The sequence below is a fragment of the Bdellovibrio sp. BIS2 genome (assembly GCF_055398295.1).
In genome coordinates, this window is the sequence record NZ_AP035879.1 from 1,709,175 (window position 1) to 1,728,561 (window position 19,387).

Annotated in this window: 14 protein-coding genes, 1 tRNA gene and 2 rRNA genes; 13 read left to right on the forward strand and 4 right to left on the reverse strand. The window is 48.7% G+C overall.

Translation table 11 applies throughout. The features are described from left to right. The first annotated feature begins 417 nt into the window (after positions 1-417). From ACZ520_RS08170 to ACZ520_RS08205, 8 genes are all read left to right on the forward strand, one after another. On the forward strand, positions 418-1,206 hold the full coding sequence (locus ACZ520_RS08170; protein WP_464128041.1) for a TraB/TrbI/VirB10 family type IV secretion system protein: 789 nt from the start codon (positions 418-420) through the stop codon (positions 1,204-1,206). Positions 1,207-1,221: 15 nt separating this feature from the next. Next, complete coding sequence (locus ACZ520_RS08175; RefSeq protein ID WP_464128044.1) at positions 1,222-1,572, forward strand: hypothetical protein; 351 nt, start codon at positions 1,222-1,224, stop codon at positions 1,570-1,572. Positions 1,573-1,659: 87 nt separating this feature from the next. Then, positions 1,660-1,932 carry a helix-turn-helix domain-containing protein gene (locus ACZ520_RS08180; protein ID WP_464128047.1) on the forward strand — a complete coding sequence of 91 codons (273 nt, stop codon included), beginning with the start codon at positions 1,660-1,662 and terminating at the stop codon, positions 1,930-1,932. Beyond that, on the forward strand, positions 1,923-3,095 hold the full coding sequence (locus ACZ520_RS08185; protein ID WP_464128050.1) for a tyrosine-type recombinase/integrase: 1,173 nt from the start codon (positions 1,923-1,925) through the stop codon (positions 3,093-3,095). The genes ACZ520_RS08180 and ACZ520_RS08185 overlap by 10 nt, the downstream gene beginning before the upstream one ends. A 329-nt stretch (positions 3,096-3,424) precedes the next feature. Then, positions 3,425-4,051 carry a zinc metalloprotease gene (locus ACZ520_RS08190; protein WP_464128052.1) on the forward strand — a complete coding sequence of 209 codons (627 nt, stop codon included), beginning with the start codon at positions 3,425-3,427 and terminating at the stop codon, positions 4,049-4,051. A gap of 106 nt (positions 4,052-4,157) precedes the next feature. After that, a complete protein-coding gene (locus ACZ520_RS08195) occupies positions 4,158-4,688 on the forward strand; it encodes a rhodanese-like domain-containing protein (protein WP_464128055.1) in 531 nt (176 codons plus the stop codon). 76 nt (positions 4,689-4,764) lie between these two features. Next, positions 4,765-5,754 carry a cysteine synthase A gene (locus ACZ520_RS08200; RefSeq protein WP_464128058.1) on the forward strand — a complete coding sequence of 330 codons (990 nt, stop codon included), beginning with the start codon at positions 4,765-4,767 and terminating at the stop codon, positions 5,752-5,754. Positions 5,755-5,792: 38 nt separating this feature from the next. Further along, positions 5,793-6,629 (forward strand): LysR family transcriptional regulator, encoded by an 837-nt coding sequence (locus ACZ520_RS08205; protein WP_464128061.1) that lies wholly within the window; start codon positions 5,793-5,795, stop codon positions 6,627-6,629. Here the strand turns inward: ACZ520_RS08205 and ACZ520_RS08210 are convergent. The 4 genes from ACZ520_RS08210 to ACZ520_RS08225 all read right to left on the reverse strand — a co-directional run bounded on the left by ACZ520_RS08210 (position 6,624) and on the right by ACZ520_RS08225 (position 10,018). Further along, positions 6,624-7,910, reverse strand: a complete 1,287-nt coding sequence (locus ACZ520_RS08210) for an erythromycin esterase family protein (protein ID WP_088565425.1) — start codon at positions 7,908-7,910, stop codon at positions 6,624-6,626. The genes ACZ520_RS08205 and ACZ520_RS08210 overlap by 6 nt on opposite strands. A 13-nt stretch (positions 7,911-7,923) precedes the next feature. Beyond that, positions 7,924-8,109: a hypothetical protein gene (locus ACZ520_RS08215; RefSeq protein WP_088565424.1), complete on the reverse strand. Its 186-nt coding sequence runs from the start codon at positions 8,107-8,109 to the stop codon at positions 7,924-7,926. Between the two features lie 102 nt (positions 8,110-8,211). Further along, entirely contained in the window at positions 8,212-9,156 is a 945-nt protein-coding gene (locus tag ACZ520_RS08220) for an Fpg/Nei family DNA glycosylase (RefSeq protein ID WP_464128064.1), read from the reverse strand. Positions 9,157-9,208: 52 nt separating this feature from the next. Continuing rightward, entirely contained in the window at positions 9,209-10,018 is an 810-nt protein-coding gene (locus tag ACZ520_RS08225; protein WP_088565422.1) for a helix-turn-helix domain-containing protein, read from the reverse strand. A gap of 346 nt (positions 10,019-10,364) precedes the next feature. Between ACZ520_RS08225 and ACZ520_RS08230 the strand changes: the two genes are divergently transcribed. The 5 genes from ACZ520_RS08230 (at position 10,365) to ACZ520_RS08250 (ending at position 19,222) form a co-directional block, all read left to right on the forward strand. Continuing rightward, complete coding sequence (locus ACZ520_RS08230) at positions 10,365-13,484, forward strand: efflux RND transporter permease subunit (protein WP_088565421.1); 3,120 nt, start codon at positions 10,365-10,367, stop codon at positions 13,482-13,484. A gap of 161 nt (positions 13,485-13,645) precedes the next feature. Further along, positions 13,646-13,816, forward strand: a complete 171-nt coding sequence (locus tag ACZ520_RS08235) for a hypothetical protein (RefSeq protein WP_198297999.1) — start codon at positions 13,646-13,648, stop codon at positions 13,814-13,816. Positions 13,817-14,437: 621 nt separating this feature from the next. Continuing rightward, positions 14,438-15,951 (forward strand): 16S ribosomal RNA (locus ACZ520_RS08240). A 142-nt stretch (positions 15,952-16,093) separates the two neighbouring features. Beyond that, a tRNA-Ile gene (locus ACZ520_RS08245) sits at positions 16,094-16,170 on the forward strand. 111 nt (positions 16,171-16,281) lie between these two features. Continuing rightward, positions 16,282-19,222, forward strand: a 23S ribosomal RNA gene (locus ACZ520_RS08250). The 16S and 23S rRNA genes sit together here with 1 tRNA gene alongside, the layout of an rRNA operon. The last annotated feature ends 165 nt before the right edge of the window (positions 19,223-19,387 follow it).

Here is a 19,387-nt window from a genome sequence, read left to right on the forward strand (position 1 = left end):
AGTGGAGCGCATCCAATCCACTAGATTTGATCGCAGCCGGGTCATGCGAATCTATCTCGCGCCAGGGTTGGGGTCTCTAGTGCTTTTCCCGTGTGCGCTAGTGGAGGTTTTCGTAGGTCGTGGGGAAGATCTGAAGGCTCAGATATCACCAAGTGATAAGAAGACTCTATTTTTGAACTTAAAGCTCAACTCCTCACTTCCGACAAATATGATCGCCAAGTGTGAACCTGAGAGAAACATTTTTGTTTTCGATGTGATTCCGTCAAAGAGCCAGCATCAAGACCTTGTAGATATTCGAAATGTTTTTGGGAGGCCATCAATGATGGATCGTAAACCAACGGAAGTATCTAAAAATGAGCAGGTAAAAGTACGTCTTGTTTTGAAGAGTCCCGTCCTTATAGATAGAGGGAGTTCCAAATGATTTTTCTATTTCTAGTTTCCTCAGTACTTGCAGCAGATCTTCCCGGTGAAGAGGTTTTCGTAGCTCCAAGAGTCGAAGAGAGTAAACCACAAAACGAATTGGTGAAGCCTCCAATTAAAGCTCGGGGTTTGCGCCTTAAACCTCAAGTTACAACAGGTAATCTTCCTTCGGAATATCAGATTAGTTTTGGAAGACAATCAACAGCATCTGAGTTGGTTGTTCCGGTTAAAGGATCGGTTGAAGTCTTTAGGGGTATAAAGGTCGGCGATAGCTTTGACCTTTATGTAGATCACTCAGTGATCGCGTTTCCAGACGAAAAGGCCCCAGTGGTTGCGCAGGCCCAATCGGGATCAGTGCGGGGACTCAAATTTATTGGTGAGTCCTATCTGGAACCCAATAGTCGAAGAATATTTATCAATTTTAATAGGGTCGTCCAAGGGGATCACATTTTCTCTGTAAAAGGTGTCGGTGTAGCAAGTAACGGGCAACCCGGGATTAGCGGTGAGTATCACTCTCGTGAGGTGGAGTATTTTACGGGTGACTTCATTGCGAGTTTCGCTGCCGGTTACTTTGATGGCCTTGTTCCGAGAAAGACAAATGTCTTTGGGCAAGTAGTGGAAGATCCGTCTGTTGATACCGCAGTGAAAAAGGGTCTTGCAAGTGGTGCCTTGAGTACCGCCGACAGATTTCGACAAAAGCTAAAAAAGGTTCCCGAGTTTTCAGAGATCAAGGGACCCTTCAATTTAAAAGTACTTATTTTAGATCAAGTAAAATCAGTGAACTAACAAAAGGAGGTTAAGATGGAAGAACAAAAAACAGTAGAAAGGACATCCGAGAAGAAATCATCCCAAGCAAAGCGTAAGAATGTTCTTAAAAAACTCGACGCTGACGCTGCAAAGCTTCTTCAGGCTTTAAAGGACAAAGCTAACAAGAAGACATTTGGACGAAAGGTGCGAGATTCGGAGGTAATTAGTCTTGGGTTGTCCCTCATCAGTGTGGACCATATTCAAAACTTACAGAATCAAACTTTGAGTGAAAAGGACCGTCTTCACATGGCTCACGATGAGTATCAGAAGACAAATGGGAAAATTACAATGGATCAATTTATTGGCAAGCTTCTCAAGGGAGAAGTGTCGGCTAATAGGAACTAAGATCACCCATTTAATTTGCATCTTTGACTCGCAGAGTGAAATGCAAAAAACAGGGTTCATAGGTTGCCCGAACCCCAGGAGAGATGTATGAATATATTAGACCAAGCTATGGCTCTTCCTCTGGAAATACAGAGAGACGATGCCGAGTTTAAACTTAGATCTTTGATAATTAAAAGATGGCTTAGAACTGATGAAGTTGGTTTGTATCTAGGAATCACCCCAGGTGCCGTCCGTGTGATGGCACACCGGGGGCAATTGAAGGCAAGGAAGTATTGCGGACGTAATTACTTCAGCCGCGAGGAAATCGACGGTCTTATTGAAGCCTCCAATCCAGATAAACGGAGGATAAGATGGCGATAAGAGCAAAAGAACTAGATGGCAAAACTTACTATGAAGTATCAGTAAATATCAGAAGTAAACTCGTTCCTGAACTTCGCGTTCAGAAGATGCGAAACCGGATTAGGACAATGCGAGAGGCTCAAGCTATTGAGCGGGAGCTACTCATTGAATGTTCGGCAGAGTTGGCTAGACGCGAAGGTTCCGGGATCACTTGGGGCGAGGCAATTGAAAAATGGGAACTCGCCCATAAAAAAGGAATTCTTGGTTCCCGAAAGCTACAGGCAACGACAATTTGGGATAATGTGGCAGCTTTACGAAAGTTTACTGAAAAACTTTTGGATAAGACCTGCCAAGAAATTTCGCCCGCAGACATTCGTAATGCGCTGTTGACGATGCAGAATGAAGGTTATTCTAAAGGTCGCCTAAGGACAGTTAAGTCGGCTGTCAACGTCGTGTTTAAGTGGGGAATCGAAGAAGGAATCATCAGAGGAGTTCACCATTCACCTTCCGTAGGAATTGAGCTTGGCCGTATGGTCAATGAAAAGCCACCGCAGATTTTGTCTTTGGTGGAAATCCAAAAGCTCTTGGATATAGCGAGGGGAATGGATCACGAGTGGTATCCAGTTTGGGCTATGGCTCTTTGTACCGGAATGAGGTCCGGGGAGTTAATGGCTTTGGAGTGGAACGATGTTGATATGGAGAACAATCTCCTCACGGTTTCGAAATCCTACAATGGGAGAATGAAACTCGTGAAGTCCACGAAAGCGGGCTACTGGAGGAAGGTTCCGATCAACAGCGAGTGCGAGGCGCTTTTAGTAAAGCTTCGTGCGACCGCGACGGATCAACATGTACTTCCACGAATCAATCAGTGGAGACGGGGAGAAGCGGCAAGAATACTTCGAGAGTTTTGTGAAGGTATTGGCATTACGTCAGTGAATTTCCATGCTCTGCGAGCTTGCTTTGCGACCCACCTGCTAAACGCAGGTATAACGTCGCCAGTGGTGAAGAAGATTTGTGGATGGACCGACGAGAAGGTAATGACCAGATACATTCGCTTGGCGGGTGTCGATGTGTCAGGAGCAACGGAGAAATTGAATTTTATCCGTCCTGAATCGGAGGTTAAACAGTTGGTCAATTTGAACGATTTTAGAGTCACAAGAAGTAAGACTCTAAGGGATGAATAGGGAGTTTTTCTAAGCTATTTTGATTTTTGGCTATAACAGGCTGAATGTGGGTGTAAGGTATTGATTTCACAAGATTCACGACGTTCACCCCAATTTTCTTCTCTTTAATATTCCATTCAAAACAAACAGATCCCTGTATGCTGACGCGATTTGGAACCTATTGTCTAGGATCTAAGCTCCGGGCTGACGCCTCGGCCAGTCTATTTGCGTCCCAGAGAGGCGAAGACCTTGCATCGCTCTTATGGATTAGGTCAGGCAGGTGTTCAGTGAAAAATAGAGTTTTGCTTGTATTCCTTATTCTGAGCTCCGCTTTGCAGGCAAAGGCTGGCATGTTTACTTGGCGTCGTTGGCGCCCTGAAGCTGTGAAAGTTTGCTTTGCCAATCCAGTGCAAAACTCGAAAGAAGACTACCGTCGATCCGCCTGGAAGTCCCAAGACAAAGAGCAAGTTCGTCGTTGGATCGAGGATGAGTTCACCGCATCCCGCACGGGCATTCATTTTGTCGGATTTGAGGACTGCGTTTTGGGTGACAAAAGTAAAGTCGTCATCAACTATCGCCCGAAGAATGCTTTGAAGTGGTTGGGTGGCACGCGGGCCTCCGCATCGGTGGGGGTTCAGCTTATTTATCAATCCAAGGACTTTCCGGGAGCTTCGGGGGTCGTGCACTTCTTTGCCGGAGGCTTAAATAAGTCCACGGTCGTACACGAGTTTGGTCATATCGCAGGTCTGTATCACGAACACGATCATCCTCACTCCACCTGCGCCATCGGTGGCAAAACGAAAGAAGGTATGAAGTGGGGCTTCGGCTACACAGAATACGATGCAGACTCGATCATGAGTTATTGTAACACCCGCAGATGGGACGACCGTGGTTTAAGCGCCGGAGACCTCTTCACCCTCCGGCTGATGTACATCGATGACATTGATTCAATGACTTCAACGGGTATTTTAAGATAACACCTGATGAATCCCGGGCGCCCCCTTGCAATTCGGCAGATTTGTGATTTGTGAGACCTCGAAATGACTATATGTAAGGGCGCCGCAGTCGCGATAAGATGATTTTATGAAATTAAAATTATTAATGCTGCTGACGGTTGTCTTGTCTTGTGGATGCCAAACCCGGCCGGGGCCCATTCAGATTGATTTGCCGCAATTGAAATCTTATTTGTCCCAAAAAAATGAAGTTGCCCAGTGGAGCACCAAGGCGAGAATGAGCTCCCTCGGGGGGCGGGCACCCAGTCAGCAATTGGCCCCCACTTTCGGAATGCCATTTAGCCAGGCTAAACTCAAAGCTCATGTGTTGGATGTGCGCAGGGAAGCGGATTTTGTCCAATTCAACATGAGTATGGACCCCATCACCAAAATGCCAGTCAGTAATATTCCGGCGTCGACGTTAAAACCCCTGGCGGCGGAAGAAGCAACAAAAGTGATCGCGGCCAAGGGCATGACTCCGGAGTCAATAATCATCGTCGTATGCAGTCAAGGCGGGGGAGCTCCGGATATCGCCCGGCAAATCTTCACCTGGGGTTACACTCGGGTGTTGAATTATCCTGGTGATTATTCCGGAATGGCCGGGTGTCAGAATGAGGAATGATCTGAAAGGCCCCCTTTTCAGGACCTGGCTTTTTTCTTTTTCATTGATATAGTTCAGGCTGAATTGCGAGGTGCTTATGCAGGCGGGTTCAGTTTCAGATGTTGTGGGTCACACGCCCTTGATCAAACTTCAGTCTCTTTCCCAAATCACCGGGTGTGAGATCTTTGCCAAGGCTGAGTATCTGAACCCCGGAGGCAGTGTCAAGGATCGCACGGCTCTGGGGATCATTTTAAACGCTGAAAAATCGGGCCTGCTGAAACCGGGTTATACCATTGTGGAAGGCACAGCAGGCAACACCGGCATCGGACTTGCCACGCTGGCTGCACAACGCGGATATCACTGCGTGATTGTGATGCCCGATAATCAGGCCAAGGAAAAGTATGATGCACTTCAGGCTCTGGGGGTGGAACTGGTAAAGGTGCCACCTTGTCCGTTCGCCAATCCCAATCATTTTTATCATACAGCGCGCACGTTGGCTGAAGCCCGCCCCAATAGTTTTTGGGCCAATCAGTTTGAAAATGCCGCCAATTTTGAAATTCATTTTCAGACCACGGGCCCGGAGATCTGGACTCAGATGGATCGCAGGGTGGATGCATTTGTTTCCTCTGTAGGGACAGGCGGGACGCTGGCAGGTGTGTCATCCTATCTGAAAGAGCAAGATGCAAAAATCTTCACTTTATTGGCGGACCCGATGGGCTCCGGCCTTTATTCATTTGTGAAAACCGGGAAGTTTGAATCCCAGGGCAGTTCGATCACGGAAGGCATCGGAATTATGCGCCTGACGGAAAACTTCAAAAAAGCCCGCGTCGATGAGGCCGTTCAGGTGACAGATGAACAGATGCTTTCCATGCTCTATTACCTGGCTCAGCACGAAGGGTTGCTGGTGGGAACCTCTGCAGCGTTGAACATCTTTGCGGCTTATCAGTATGCTTTGCAAAATCAGGGGCAGGGTCTGCGAATTGCGACGGTGATGGGGGATTCTGCACTTCGCTATCAATCAAAGGTCTTTAATCCGCAGTTCTTAAGTGAAAAGAATTTGCAGGTCAGGCCGCTAATACATAGTTAAATGTGGATTGTGTGCTGAATTGTGATAAGTATTTGCTTATGAAATGCAAGATTCGCGATATCGAAAACTTTGTTCACACCAGCACCTGCACCACGATTATTCAGGCCGCGCAGAAACTGGAGATCAGTCAGCCGGCTCTTTCTGAAAGCTTGAAGCGCCTGGAATCAGATCTGGGGACTGTGCTTTTCTACCGCTCCCGTTCCGGGATTCAGCTCACTCCAAGTGGCCGGGTGTTTCTGGGGAAGGCGCAAAGAGCCCTGCAGTCTTTGCAAGAGCTTGATTTTGATGCTGATCATGAGCGTGTGTTCGCGGGTCGCACAGTGACGATTGGCTGCCACATGACGGTGGCCCAGTACTCGATTCCCAGGGCCGTCACCTATTTGAAGGAAAAAGCTCCGGACTATAAAATCGAACTTCGTCATGATCTGTCGCGCAGTATTCAGATGGAGATTCAAAAGGGAAATATTGATATCGGAGTGGTCATCAATCCTGCCGAAGTACCGGACTTGGTGATTCATAAAATGGCTCAGGACACTGTCGGTGTTTGGTCGGCCAAAAACGAAGCTCACGACACCATTATCTGCAATCTGAACCTGTTCCAGACTCAGTCTATTTTGAAAAAATGGAAGGACCGCCCGGAAAAGGTGATCTCGACCGACAGTCTGGAGCTGATTTGTAAAATGGTGCATGAACGTATTGGTTACGGAATCATCCCGGGCCGTGCCGTCGAGATGTCGGGTCTGTCGTTAAAGTCTCTGCCCCAGCTTCCCAGCTTCAAGGATCAGATTTCTCTGGTTTATCGTCCCGAGTTTGGCAAGATCCCGGCAGAAAAACTTGTCATCGAGGCACTCAAGCACTCGATCCTCGGGCTATAAGCCCGAAGGATACGTTTCGGGTATTTCCGATCGATCAATCTCCTGTTTGAGAGGGCTTAAAGCCCGCGACTCATCGAAGAACAGAAAGCTGTCATAGCGCTCGGCAATTTTGGTTGAAACATAGTTGCCGCGTTCATGATGGGGATTGTAAACCACACCCACTGCGCGGTGACCGCGGGATTGAGCCCAGAGTTTGGAGCGATCCTCCTTGAAGAAATTCAAAGAAAAATTTTTGTATCCTGAAGCATAGGCCACTTGATGAAACAGGTCTTCATAACTGCCACTCTGCGCTCGCGGCAGATTCATCACCCGCACCGGGCCGGCCCATGCCGGAGAGGCAATAACACTTCCCTGATAGCTGCCAAACCCCACCAAGGCGACGTTCCTTTCGCCAAAGATCTCCCGGGCAAGTCCGCCGATGTTGACGCTTCCTTCCAGCACCATGTCCGTCGCGCGATAGTCGCCGATATGGGTGTTATGAGCCCACACGATCGCTTTAGCATCGGGTCCGTAATGGTGAAGCAGAGCCTCCAGAGTTTCCAGCATGTGGCGATCCCGCACATTCCATGAACTGTCCTCAAAGTCCGTCATGGCCCTGTAGTAGCTTTCGGCATTCTTGATGACCCGGGCATTTTGAATCGCATCAAAAAGAGAGTTGTCCGGACGGGTCATGTTTTTTTCAAGCAATTCCTCCAGGGCCGACACGGCCTCGTCCCGGCAGCCTTTATAGTTTCGCATCAGGTCCTTCACGTATTTCTTTTCATCGTGCCGGTAAGATGCAAAGCAGCTGTAATACTCCTTCAGGGGCGCCAGCAGATCCGGTTCGATTTCTCCGACCGTTTTAAAAATAGCATCAATGGATTCAAACAACGAATACACATCCAGCCCATGAAAGCCCACGGGCTTTTCATTTTTCAGATGATTGTGCGATTTAAGCCAAGTCGTGAAATCACGCACCTCTTCATTGGCCCACATCCAGGCCGGCCAGCGTGCAAAATGAACAAAAGGAAGTTTGTCCAGAGTGCTGGAGCGGACATAGCGATCCAGATACTGACACGAAGGCCAGTCGCCTTCCACCGCGACAAAATGAAAGCCGTGTTTACTGATAAGTTCCTGCGTGATTTGTGCGCGCCAGTGATAATATTCGTGAGTCCCATGGGAGGCTTCCCCAAGCATCACCACTTTGCGATCCTTGATGTGCAGAATCACATCCTGCAAGTCCCCGTGTTTAAGCAGGGGAGTCTGGCGCCGCTTCAGTACGTCAATGTGATCAGGGATCATGGTCACTCCCGGGCTATTTTTTCGAGCTGTGCTCGGACGAGCTGCGATTTCGTGTGGTCTGGTCCTCGTGAACGGTGTTCGTGTCAATCAGGTCCGTTCCCTGATGTTCGGAGCGGTAGTTCTCGCCCTTTTCCTGAGAGTCGATGATTTTCTTTCGCAGATCCGGGCCCCGCACCGATTTATTTTTCTTCTCAGTCATAAGATCCTCCTGTCGTCTGGATATTTTCCGATGCGGCGACAGGAACGGAAATTAAAACCCCTGCCTGCTGATTTAAAACAAGCTGCGGCTTTGGCCAAGGTCCTAACTTTGCCAGTCAGGAACCCAGGCAGTCGTGCGTCCGGCAATTTCTTCGTGTTTTATTTTGTGTCCTTTGTGGGTTTTGGCAGTTTTCGATTTGCCCCAGCGTTCATGAAACAGCCAGGTTTTGGGAAAGCGTTCATAGTCCGCGTCGACGGCCACAGCTTTTTTAACAACCGCCAGGGTCACCTTGCGTAATGTCGCCACTTCGGCGGGGCTCAGTTCCGAGGCCAGGCGATGCGGGGATATTCTTGCCTGGAACAGAATTTCATCTCCCAGCCAGTTTCCGATGCCGGCAAAAAGGCCTTGATCTAGCATCACCGCTTTGATGGATTTTTTTCGTTTGTGCAGACGCGCGTAAAGATCTTTTCCCGTGGGAAAATCCAATAAAGGATCAAAGCCCAGCTTGGCGATGCGCGGGTGCTGCCAGGGATCTTCCGTCAGCCACATCCGGCCAAAGCGGCGGGGATCGCTGAATGCCATCTCGATTTTTCTCTCCAAGCGAAGCAGTAAGCGGCAAAACCAGATCATGCTGTGCTCACTTTCATCCTCAAGACTCCACAGTCTCTTGCCGCCCCAGATGTTGCGATGTTTGGCGTCTGACGGATCGGTCAGCAGCGAGACGTTTCCGCTCATGCCCAGATGAAATAAAGGCCAGGGTTTGCGATCCAGCTCCAGCCAGAAATACTTTCCTTTTCTGCCGGTCCCGGTGATGCGTGCTCCTTCCAGGGCTTTTTTCACAGCTTTTGCGGAGACAAAAGCAAACAGGTGTCGGTCTTTTTCTTCATAGATGACTTCCTTGATTCTTTTGCCGCGCAGGGCTTTGTCAAGATGACGGCGTACGGTTTCGACTTCGGCAATCTCTGGCATAGGACCTCCGTAAGCGTTCATTATCCTTATGCGCACAAACAAGGGACAGGGAAAACTGGTTGCGATGACAGCAGTCAAGAGAGCTGGAAGCAAGCGAGGTGATTGACAAAAAGCAATCACCCCGTCCTTTTTAGAAGTTGGTGATTTCGCCGAAAGTGGAGCTGATCTTTTTCAAACCCTCGTAGTCGTGCTTCAGAAGGGTGTGCGCAGAAACAATCACCGCTGACATCAGTTCTTCGGGGGCTTTGGTTTTTTCTTCATAAGTGGCCAGTTTTTCAAAACTGCGCATGGACTTTTGCTGCTCTTCAATCCAGGCCAGATAGCTGGCTTTGGAGACTTTCACGACCTGGGTTGAAAATGTTGCCTGGTTGCGCTCTTCTTTTTTCTTTTGTGAATAAAGACCTTCACGCACCAGATCGATAAAGAAATAGGCGATGCTTTTGATGAAGGACTCTGAATGGGCCCGCGCCAGGGCTCCGTTCCCCAGATTTGGAACCGTTTTGAAGGCCGGTTTGACTTTTTGTTTTCCGGTCACGCGGATCAGATCGTGCTTTTCAAGGCCGATCAGGTACTTGTCCGTGCTTCTGGCGGTGAGTTGATACTCGTCAGCAATTTGTTTTGGGGTCATTCCGTCAAACAGCTTCATCAGGTAGGCGAAGTAATTCTTGTTCTTCGCCAGAAAAGCGTCCTGCTCTTCGGTGAACGACGGGCTGCCGGTTTCTTCTTCTGCAGTCAGGGTTTCAATCTCTGCAAGATTGGTGTCCAAAATTTCACACAGATGAAGAAGTCGGTTCAGGGTAAGTTCTTCGGGCCCCAGAATTCTTTTGATTGTGGGAACAGAGCACTCCATCTGCTCGGCCAGGGCTTCGTAGGTAAGACCTTTCTTTTTCAAAAGAACTTTAAGAACTGCTTTTATTTTCTGGGACTTAAACTCGTTCATCAGATCCTACCTTTTAAAGTTTTTGCGGAACTCGCGCTCCAAAATGTGACTGTAATCCACATCCAGACTGTCAAAACCAAGCAGTGCACACATCACATAAAAGATTTTTTTCATTTGATACCTGCCTTTTTCAGAAAGCCCCATTGCTTTCTGAAACCAGATTGCAGCATTTGGTTCGGAGTCTCAATCATCATCCTGATGGTATCAAAAAATGATCCAAAATGCCACTAAATGGCTCATAAAAAGGTCATAGTATCGTATAAAGATCCCTACGAAAAGACTCCTTCGCCCCTCGAATATCTCTCCAGTTGTCCGGTTTCAGCCTAGCTGCTAATTTCCCGCCACTATGTCACCAGCTTTACTATCAGTACGCCAACCGGTTCTTATCATGTCTCTTGTCATCCTTATGCTGACTCTCGGAGGCATCTCTTTAAAAAATCTTCCCATCGATCTGTATCCCGATGTCACGCTTCCCACAGTCGTGGTTGTGACTTCGTATGCCGGTGCCGGTCCTCAGGAAGTTGAAACTGAAATCACCAAAGTACTGGAAGATCAGGTTTCCACCATCTCTGGGGTTCAGAAGGTCTCTTCCCAGAATATGGAGGGGGTCAGTATTCTCAGTATCGAGTTCTCTTTAAAGACGAACCTGAACTTTGCTGAGCAGGAAGTCCGCGCCAAAGTGCAAAACTCCATGCGCGAACTGCCAGAGGATGTGGATGAGCCTGTTATTCGAAAGGTCGGTCCCTCGGATGCACCCATCATGTATATTTCCCTGCAGGCTGATATGGAGGACGGGAAGCTTTACGATCTGGCCAAGGAAATCATTTCCCCCCAGTTTGAACAGGTTTATCAGGTCGGGCAGGTTGAGATCCTCGGCGGGCGCAAGCGTGAAATTCATGTCAGCCTGAATCGGGACCGCCTGAATGGCACGGACATTTCTGCAAGCACGGTGGCCGAAGCCCTGCGCAGTGGGGGACGAAATATTCCTGCCGGTAAAATCGACGTCGGTGAGACTCAGTTTTCATTCCGGACTCTGGGGCAGTATCAGTCCGTGCATGAAATCGGCTCTACAGTGCTTCGTCTGGCGGACGTATATCACCCGATCACCATTGGCACGGTGGCGAAGATTGAAGACACCTTGCAGGACGAAAGTTCACGCAGTCGTCTGAATGGGAAAAAGGCTATTAATTTTAGCATCTATCGCCAGTCCGGAGCCAACTCGGTCAAAGTCGCCGACGACATCGCCAGAAAAGTGGCCAAGATCAACGAGGACTTCAAAGCCCAGGGTGTGGACGCCCGGATGAAGATCGTCCAGGATACCAGCAACAAGATCCGCGCCAACGTCTATGACGTATATGAATCCATTATCTTCGGGGTGATACTGACCATTCTTGTGGTCTACTTCTTCCTGGGCAGTATGAAATCCACGCTTATTACGGGATTTGCGTTGCCCAATTCTTTGTTAGGGGCGTGTATCATGATGGGTATCTTTGGATTCTCCATCAATATCATGAGTCTGCTGGCAATGAGTTTGGTCGTGGGTCTTCTGGTGGATGATGCCATCGTGGTGCGGGAAAATATTTTCCGCAAACTTGAAATCGGCATGTCACCGAAAAAGGCCGCAGTGGTTGGCACCAACGAAGTGACACTTGCAGTTGTGGCCACGACTTTGACCATTCTAGCGGTGTTCGGTCCGATCGGAAATCTGCAGGGGATCGTGGGACAGTTCTTCAAGCAGTTTGGCCTGACGATCTGCTTTGCCATGATTGTCAGTTTGTTTGACGGGCTTTTTGTGGCGCCGACTCTGTCAGCGTATGTTGCAGGGGAGCATTCTCACAAACCCCCAACCTCGCGGTTCGGCATCTGGAATCAAAGAGCTCTTAAGGCCTTTGACCGCTTCCAGACCCGTCTGGAGCAGTGGTACGTAAAAACCCTTGGCTGGGCCCTGGCACATCCAGCAAAAACCATCCTGGCTTCGGTGGGAATCTTCGTGTTCTCGCTCTTTATCGCCACGCGTGTGCCCTTCACATTCCTGCCCGCGCAGGACAATGGTGAATTCTATGTGCAGTTTGAGCTTTCTCCGGGAGCCAGTCTTGATGGCACTGATGTGATCGCCAAAGAGATCGAAAATCGCACCCGCAAGTTCCCTGAGATTGAGGATATTCTGACCTTCGTGGGTACGGGTAATGGCGAACCTCACAAAGGAAGCCTGTATATCCGTCTTGTGCCGTCTAAAAAGCGCAGCCTGAACACCACACAGACCAAAGCGGCTTTGCGTGAAGCCTATAAGGGCCTTGAAAAATACAACATCATCGTGACGGACAACCCGGGACAGCAGAACAGCCGTCAGTTCAACTTAAATATCGTGGGTCAGAACATGAACGATCTGATTCAGTATTCCGAAAAAGTGCTGGCCAAGCTGAAGGCCGAACCCGGTCTGTCCCAGCCGGATACAAGTTACCGTGCGGGCAAGCCTGAATTTCAGGTGCAGCTAAAGCGTGAAAATGCCCAGGCTTCCGGAGTGTCCCTGGTGGGTGTGGGAATGGAGCTTCGTACTTTGATCGAAGGTCAGACACCGGCCATCTATCGTGAAAATGGCGTGAACTATGATGTGCGCGTGCGCCTGCAACCGGATCAGCGCGATTTGCGGGAGCAGTACCCCAGTCTGAAGGTTCCGAACTTAAGCCAGCGATTGGTGCCTCTGGCCAACGTGGCTCATTTGAAAGAGGCTCAGGGGCCGTCTGTGATCCTGCGTGAAAACCGCAACCGTTACATCCAGCTTTCTGCGGATATCACTCCGGGTGGCAAAGGCCTTGGTGGGGTGATTGCGGAAATCAACAGCCTGTCCAAGACAGAGCTCAAGCCGCCACCAGGGGTGACATTCAGCTTCGTGGGCGAGGCGGAGCGTTTCGCCGAACTAATGACCAACATCCTGGTGTCGTTGGGCTTGGGGGTTATGTTCATTTATCTGGTGCTGGCAAGCTTGTATGGCTCTTTCATCACTCCGGTGACGATCATGTCGGTGATTCCACTGGCAGCCTGCGGGGCTTTCTTGTCGTTATTTATTACACGCTCCAGTTTCGATCTGTTTTCGATGATCGGGTGTGTGATGTTGATGGGTCTTGCAACCAAGAACTCCATCTTGTTGATTGATTCAGCGGCGGAACAACAAAAGCAGGGCACTTCTCCGACGGAGGCGTTGCTGAAAGCCGGGGAAACCCGCCTTCGTCCGATCATCATGACCAGTCTTGCATTGATTGCGGGTATGGTGCCAGTCGCGATCGGGTTGAATGAAGCTTCAAAATCCCGCACAAGCCTGGGGATTGTCGTCATTGGCGGGACGATCAGTTCCACTTTGCTGACTTTGTATGTGATTCCCGCCGTGCATCTGTATGTCGATAGATTCCAGAACTGGTTCATGGCGAAGTATCGCAAAGTCTTCGGACATGATGAGACAGTGATCTAAACAATGAAGCCGTCCTTAGGGGCGGCTTTTTTTATGTCTAAATTCATCGGCGCCAAACCAAGGTGATGGATTGTTGAATGTAAGCTGGCACTGTTGGTGGATTCTTTCTGAAGCCGTCTCTTTAAGTAATAGAATAGAGAAAACGAACCAGGAGGTTCTTTATGGCTTCAAAACAGGGTGAAAAAGAAAGCCTCTCCCATAAGGTGGGGGACAAAATTGAGAAGGTCGGTCAGAAGATCTCTGAAAAAGCCCCTAAAACCGGTCAGGCCATTCATGATCTGGGGGATAAGATTGAGCACATGAACGACAATAAGAAGTCCCGCCGTACTTAGAAGAGCGCTTTTAAAGGCCCTTTCTTATATAGAAGGGGCTTTTTTCGTTTTTGGAGGGTGCCAAAGGCGATAGTATCCAGAGATTTCCTCTGAAATGCGCTATAAATGGGCTCCTCTTTTTCGGGCATGAAGCGCTGCGGAGCCGGTTTGTGCCCATTAAGACGGCATAAAGCGCAATTTTTGCCCTATTTTTCTACACTTTTATTTATTTAAAAAAGGCCTTGCCAGTAAAGGGCAATAGGCCTATAAATCAGGACCTCACCGACGTTATGTTTGATTCCAAACACAGACAGGGTTCTTAAGTAGTTGATTTGAATTCAATTATTTTTGGCGCGTTTGAACGTTGATTGAGGATCAAATATTTTTTCGAAAAAGTTCTTTTGAAAATTTTCGAAAAAATGTTTGAGAGGGTGTTGACAAGAGCTTAGCTCTTCGATAAAACCTCTACCTCGCCGCTAAGTAAGATTAACGGCGAGCAAGATTCGCTCTTTGAAAACTGAATAGCTAGATAAAATAGATTTTTGGGCTCTTTGAATGATGAGTAATTATCATTCACAATTTCAAAAAATATTCGAACAAACAATAGCGTAAAAGCTAGCTGTTTGCTTCTAAACAGAATTTAAACTGGAGAGTTTGATTCTGGCTCAGAACAAACGCTGGCGGCGTGCCTAATACATGCAAGTCGAACGGGGAAAGCTTTCGGGTGAGTACTAGTGGCGCACGGGTGAGGAACGCGTGGATAATCTGCCTTAGAGTGGGGGATAACTAGTCGAAAGATTAGCTAATACCGCATAAGACCACAGGAGCTGCGGCTCAAGGGGTCAAAGGTTTTTCGCTCTAAGATGAGTCCGCGTAAGATTAGCTAGTTGGTGAGGTAACGGCTCACCAAGGCGACGATCTTTAACTGGTCTGAGAGGATGATCAGTCACACTGGAACTGAGACACGGTCCAGACTCCTACGGGAGGCAGCAGTAGGGAATATTGCACAATGGAGGAAACTCTGATGCAGCGACGCCGCGTGAGTGATGAAGGCCTTCGGGTCGTAAAGCTCTGTCGCAGGGGAATAACACAATGAATGTACCCTGTAAGAAAGGATCGGCTAACTTCGTGCCAGCAGCCGCGGTAAGACGAGGGATCCTAGCGTTGTTCGGAATTATTGGGCGTAAAGCGGATGTAGGTGGCTTTGTAAGTCAGATGTGAAAGCCCAGGGCTCAACCCTGGAAGTGCATTTGATACTGCGAAGCTTGAGTGTCGGAGAGGTTACTAGAATTGTTGGTGTAGTGGTGAAATACGTAGATATCAACAGGAATACCGGAGGCGAAGGCGGGTAACTGGCCGAACACTGACACTGAGATCCGAAAGCGTGGGGATCAAACAGGATTAGATACCCTGGTAGTCCACGCCGTAAACGATGGATACTTGTTGTTGGAGGTATTGACCCCTTCAGTGACGAAGCTAACGCGTTAAGTATCCCGCCTGGGGAGTACGGTCGCAAGATTAAAACTCAAAGAAATTGACGGGGGCCCGCACAAGCGGTGGAGCATGTGGTTTAATTCGATGCAACGCGAAGAACCTTACCTAGGCTTGACATGTACTGGAAGATTGGCAGAAATGTCGTCGCCCGCAAGGGTCGGTACACAGGTGCTGCATGGCTGTCGTCAGCTCGTGTCGTGAGATGTTGGGTTAAGTCCCGCAACGAGCGCAACCCCTGCATTTAGTTGCCAGCATTCAGTTGGGCACTCTAGATGGACTGCCGGTGTTAAACCGGAGGAAGGTGGGGATGACGTCAAGTCCTCATGGCCCTTATGCCTAGGGCTACACACGTGCTACAATGGTAGTCACAGAGCGAAGCTAAGCCGCGAGGTAGAGCAAATCGCTTAAAAGCTATCTAAGTTCAGATTGATCTCTGCAACTCGAGATCATGAAGTTGGAATCGCTAGTAATCGCGGATCAGAATGCCGCGGTGAATACGTTCCCGGGCCTTGTACACACCGCCCGTCACACCATGAAAGTCGGCTGTACCAGAAGTCGCTGCGCTAACCGTAAGGAGGCAGGCGCCCAAGGTATGGTCGATGATTGGGGTGAAGTCGTAACAAGGTAGCCGTAGGGGAACCTGCGGCTGGATCACCTCCTTTCTAAGGATTATCCGGTCAATCTTCATCAAGACTTGTTCTTGATAAGTTAAAATGACCCAATCTTAGGTCAACTTACTCTTCCCGAGTAAGTGAGTCCCAAAAATCTATCTAGCTGTTTAGTTTTGAGAGAGTGAAGCCTAACGGGCCTGTAGCTCAGTTGGTTAGAGCACACGCTTGATAAGCGTGGGGTCGGAAGTTCGAGTCTTCCCAGGCCCACCAAGTTCTACTGTACTGGAATGCGGTGTAAGTTAGAGTTTTGCTGAACGGTTTTCGTTCTTTGACAATTGAATAGATTGATTTAGTTGATTTTTAGCGAGGTTAGTTCCATTTTTTTAAGCTACAAAGGGCTTACGGTGGATGCCTTTGGCACTAAGAAGCGATGAAGGACGTGGTAAGCTGCGATAAGCTTCGGGGAGTGGCACACACACTTTGATCCGGAGATTTCCGAATGGGGAAACCCACCATTTATGGTATCACTCAATGAATACATAGTTGTTTGAAGCGAACGAGGGGAAGTGAAACATCTCAGTACCCTCAGGAAGAGAAATCAATTCCGAGATTCCCCCAGTAGTGGCGAGCGAACGGGGAACAGCCTAAACCTTATTCATTAATTTGAATGAGGGGTCGTGGGACCGCAATGTGGGACCGGAGAAGTTAGAGTAACAGTCTGGAAAGTCTGGCAAGATAGGGTGATAGCCCCGTACTCGAAAACTTCGAAGGCCCTAGCGGCATCCCGAGTACCACAAGACACGTGAAATCTTGTGGGAATCTGTGAGGACCACCTCATAAGGCTAAATATTCCTTAGTGACCGATAGTGAACAAGTACCGTGAGGGAAAGGTGAAAAGAACCCCGAGAGGGGAGTGAAATAGAACCTGAAACCGTAAGTCTACAAGCAGTTAGAGACCCTTAAGTGGTCGATAGCGTACCTTTTGCATAATGAGTCAGCGAGTTATGTTTGCATGCGAGGTTAAGCCGTTGCAGGTGGAGCCGTAGCGAAAGCGAGTCTGAATAGGGCGATTTAGTATGCAGGCATAGACCCGAAACCCGGTGATCTAATCATGGACAGGTTGAAGCGAGGGTAACACCTCGTGGAGGACCGAACAAGTTGAGGTTGAAAACTCTTTTGATGATCTGTGATTAGGGGTGAAAGGCCAATCAAACTGGGTGATAGCTGGTTCTCCCCGAAATATATTTAGGTATAGCGTCAGGTAAAAAATATCATGGAGGTAGAGCACTGAATGGGCTAGGGGTCTTTACCGGATTACCAAACCCAAATAAACTCCGAATGCCATTGATATGTTCCCTGGCAGGCAGACTCAGGGTGATAAGGTCATGAGTCGAGAGGGAAAGAGCCCAGACCAACAGCTAAGGTCCCTAAATGCACGCTCAGTGGAGAACGTTGTGGAGTTACTTTGACAACTAGGAGGTTGGCTTAGAAGCAGCAATCCTTTAAAGAAAGCGTAATAGCTCACTAGTCTAGTGACTCTGCGCGGAAGATACAACGGGGCTAAGCGTGTTACCGAAGCTTTGGATTAAGATATTTTATATTTTAGTGGTAGGGGAGCGTTCTAGTGTAGGATGAAGGTTGACCGGTAGGACAGCTGGACGAACTAGAAGTGATCATGCTGACATAAGTAGCGTTGAACTCGGGTGAAAAACCCGGGCGCCGAAAACTCAAGGATTCCTGGGTAAAGATAATCTTCCCAGGGTTAGTCGAGCCCTAAGACGAGGCCAAGTGGCGTAGTCGATGGCAAAACGGTTAATATTCCGTTACCTAGCAAAATGTGTTTAAGGAATGACGGTGTAGGATATCACAGCCTCTTATTGGATTGAGGTGTAAGCATGTAGGAGGATCAGTAGGCAAATCCGCTGGTCGTAACTCTGAGGTGTGAATGCGAGGGACTTGTCCCGGAAGTGTGAAAAGCCATGCATCCAAGAAAAGTTTCGTAAATTTAGTTTTGTTAGCTCGTACCGTAAACCGACTCAGGTGAGTGGGGTGAATATCCTAAGGCGATGGGGTGAATTTTGGTCAAGGAACTCGGCAACTTAACACCGTAACTTCGGGAAAAGGTGTGCCCGCGAGAGTGTAAGGATTTACTCCCCAAGCTTTTTCGGGTCGCAGAGAAATGGGAGTAGCGACTGTTTATCAAAAACACAGGTATGTGCAAAGTCTCAAGACGAAGTATACATACTGACGCCTGCCCGGTGCTGGAAGGTTAAGAGGATTAGTTAGCGTAAGCGAAGCTGAGAATCGAAGCCCCAGTAAACGGCGGCCGTAACTATAACGGTCCTAAGGTAGCGAAATTCCTTGTCGGGTAAGTTCCGACCTGCACGAATGGCGTAACGACTTCTCCGGTGTCTCGACCAAATGCCTCGCGAAATTGAATTCTCGGTGAAAATGCCGAGTACCCGCAGAAAGACGGAAAGACCCCGTGAACCTTTACTGTAGCTTGGCAGTGATTTTAGAGTTGGCATGTGTAGGATAGGTGGGAGACTTTGAAGCAGTGGCGCTAGCCATTGTGGAGTCAACCTTGAAATACCACCCTTGGCACCTTTGAAATCTAACCTGCTCCTCTTTACGAGGAGAGGGACACTGTCTGGTGGGCAGTTTGACTGGGGCGGTCGCCTCCCAAAAAGTAACGGAGGCGCGCGATGGTCCCCTCAGCCTGATTGGAAACCAGGCGTCGAGTGCATTGGCATAAGGGGGCTTGACTGCGAGACCTACAAGTCGAGCAGGTGCGAAAGCAGGCCAAAGTGATCCGGTGGTCCCGCGTGGAAGGGCCATCGCTCAACGGATAAAAGGTACTCCGGGGATAACAGGCTTATTCCATCCAAGAGTCCATATCGACGATGGAGTTTGGCACCTCGATGTCGGCTCATCACATCCTGGGGCTGGAGCAGGTCCCAAGGGTTTAGCTGTTCGCTAATTAAAGTGGTACGCGAGCTGGGTTCAGAACGTCGTGAGACAGTTTGGTCCTTATCTTCTGTGGGCGTATGAGATTTGAGTAGACCTGTCCTTAGTACGAGAGGACCGGGATGGACGAACCTCTGGTGTTCCTGTTGTTCTGCCAAGAGCAATGCAGGGTAGCTATGTTCGGAATTGATAACCGCTGAAAGCATCTAAGCGGGAAGCAAACTACAAGATTAGATCTCACTGGGGCTTCGGCCCCCTAAAGACCCCTTGGAGACTACGAGGTTGATAGGCTGAAGGTGTAAGTACAGCAATGTATTGAGCTGATCAGTACTAATAGGTCGTGAGGCTTTTTTAAAAAACATTCTTCTAACTTTTAAGTTACGAAGATTTCGTCTCAGAGACTTCCTTAACAGGAACGAGAGACTAGCTCTCTGAATAAGTAAGAGAGTGAAATGTGGAACTAACAGCGACTCGCTAAAAATCAATTAAATCAATCATTCGATTGTTAAATAAAGAAAGT

Excerpts from the sequence above, each read along its gene's own strand:
- ACZ520_RS08170 (WP_464128041.1), top strand. The coding sequence starts at position 418 with ATGATTTTTCTATTTCTAGTTTCCTCAGTACTTGCAGCAGATCTTCCC.
- ACZ520_RS08190 (WP_464128052.1), top strand. The coding sequence starts at position 3,425 with ATGTTTACTTGGCGTCGTTGGCGCCCTGAAGCTGTGAAAGTTTGCTTT.
- ACZ520_RS08215 (WP_088565424.1), bottom strand. The coding sequence starts at position 8,109 with ATGACTGAGAAGAAAAATAAATCGGTGCGGGGCCCGGATCTGCGAAAG.
- ACZ520_RS08185 (WP_464128050.1), top strand. The coding sequence starts at position 1,923 with ATGGCGATAAGAGCAAAAGAACTAGATGGCAAAACTTACTATGAAGTA.
- ACZ520_RS08180 (WP_464128047.1), top strand. The coding sequence starts at position 1,660 with ATGAATATATTAGACCAAGCTATGGCTCTTCCTCTGGAAATACAGAGA.
- ACZ520_RS08225 (WP_088565422.1), bottom strand. The coding sequence starts at position 10,018 with ATGAACGAGTTTAAGTCCCAGAAAATAAAAGCAGTTCTTAAAGTTCTT.
- ACZ520_RS08175 (WP_464128044.1), top strand. The coding sequence starts at position 1,222 with ATGGAAGAACAAAAAACAGTAGAAAGGACATCCGAGAAGAAATCATCC.
- ACZ520_RS08210 (WP_088565425.1), bottom strand. The coding sequence starts at position 7,910 with ATGATCCCTGATCACATTGACGTACTGAAGCGGCGCCAGACTCCCCTG.
- ACZ520_RS08200 (WP_464128058.1), top strand. The coding sequence starts at position 4,765 with ATGCAGGCGGGTTCAGTTTCAGATGTTGTGGGTCACACGCCCTTGATC.
- ACZ520_RS08230 (WP_088565421.1), top strand. The coding sequence starts at position 10,365 with ATGTCACCAGCTTTACTATCAGTACGCCAACCGGTTCTTATCATGTCT.
- ACZ520_RS08195 (WP_464128055.1), top strand. The coding sequence starts at position 4,158 with ATGAAATTAAAATTATTAATGCTGCTGACGGTTGTCTTGTCTTGTGGA.
- ACZ520_RS08235 (WP_198297999.1), top strand. The coding sequence starts at position 13,646 with ATGGCTTCAAAACAGGGTGAAAAAGAAAGCCTCTCCCATAAGGTGGGG.
- ACZ520_RS08205 (WP_464128061.1), top strand. The coding sequence starts at position 5,793 with ATGAAATGCAAGATTCGCGATATCGAAAACTTTGTTCACACCAGCACC.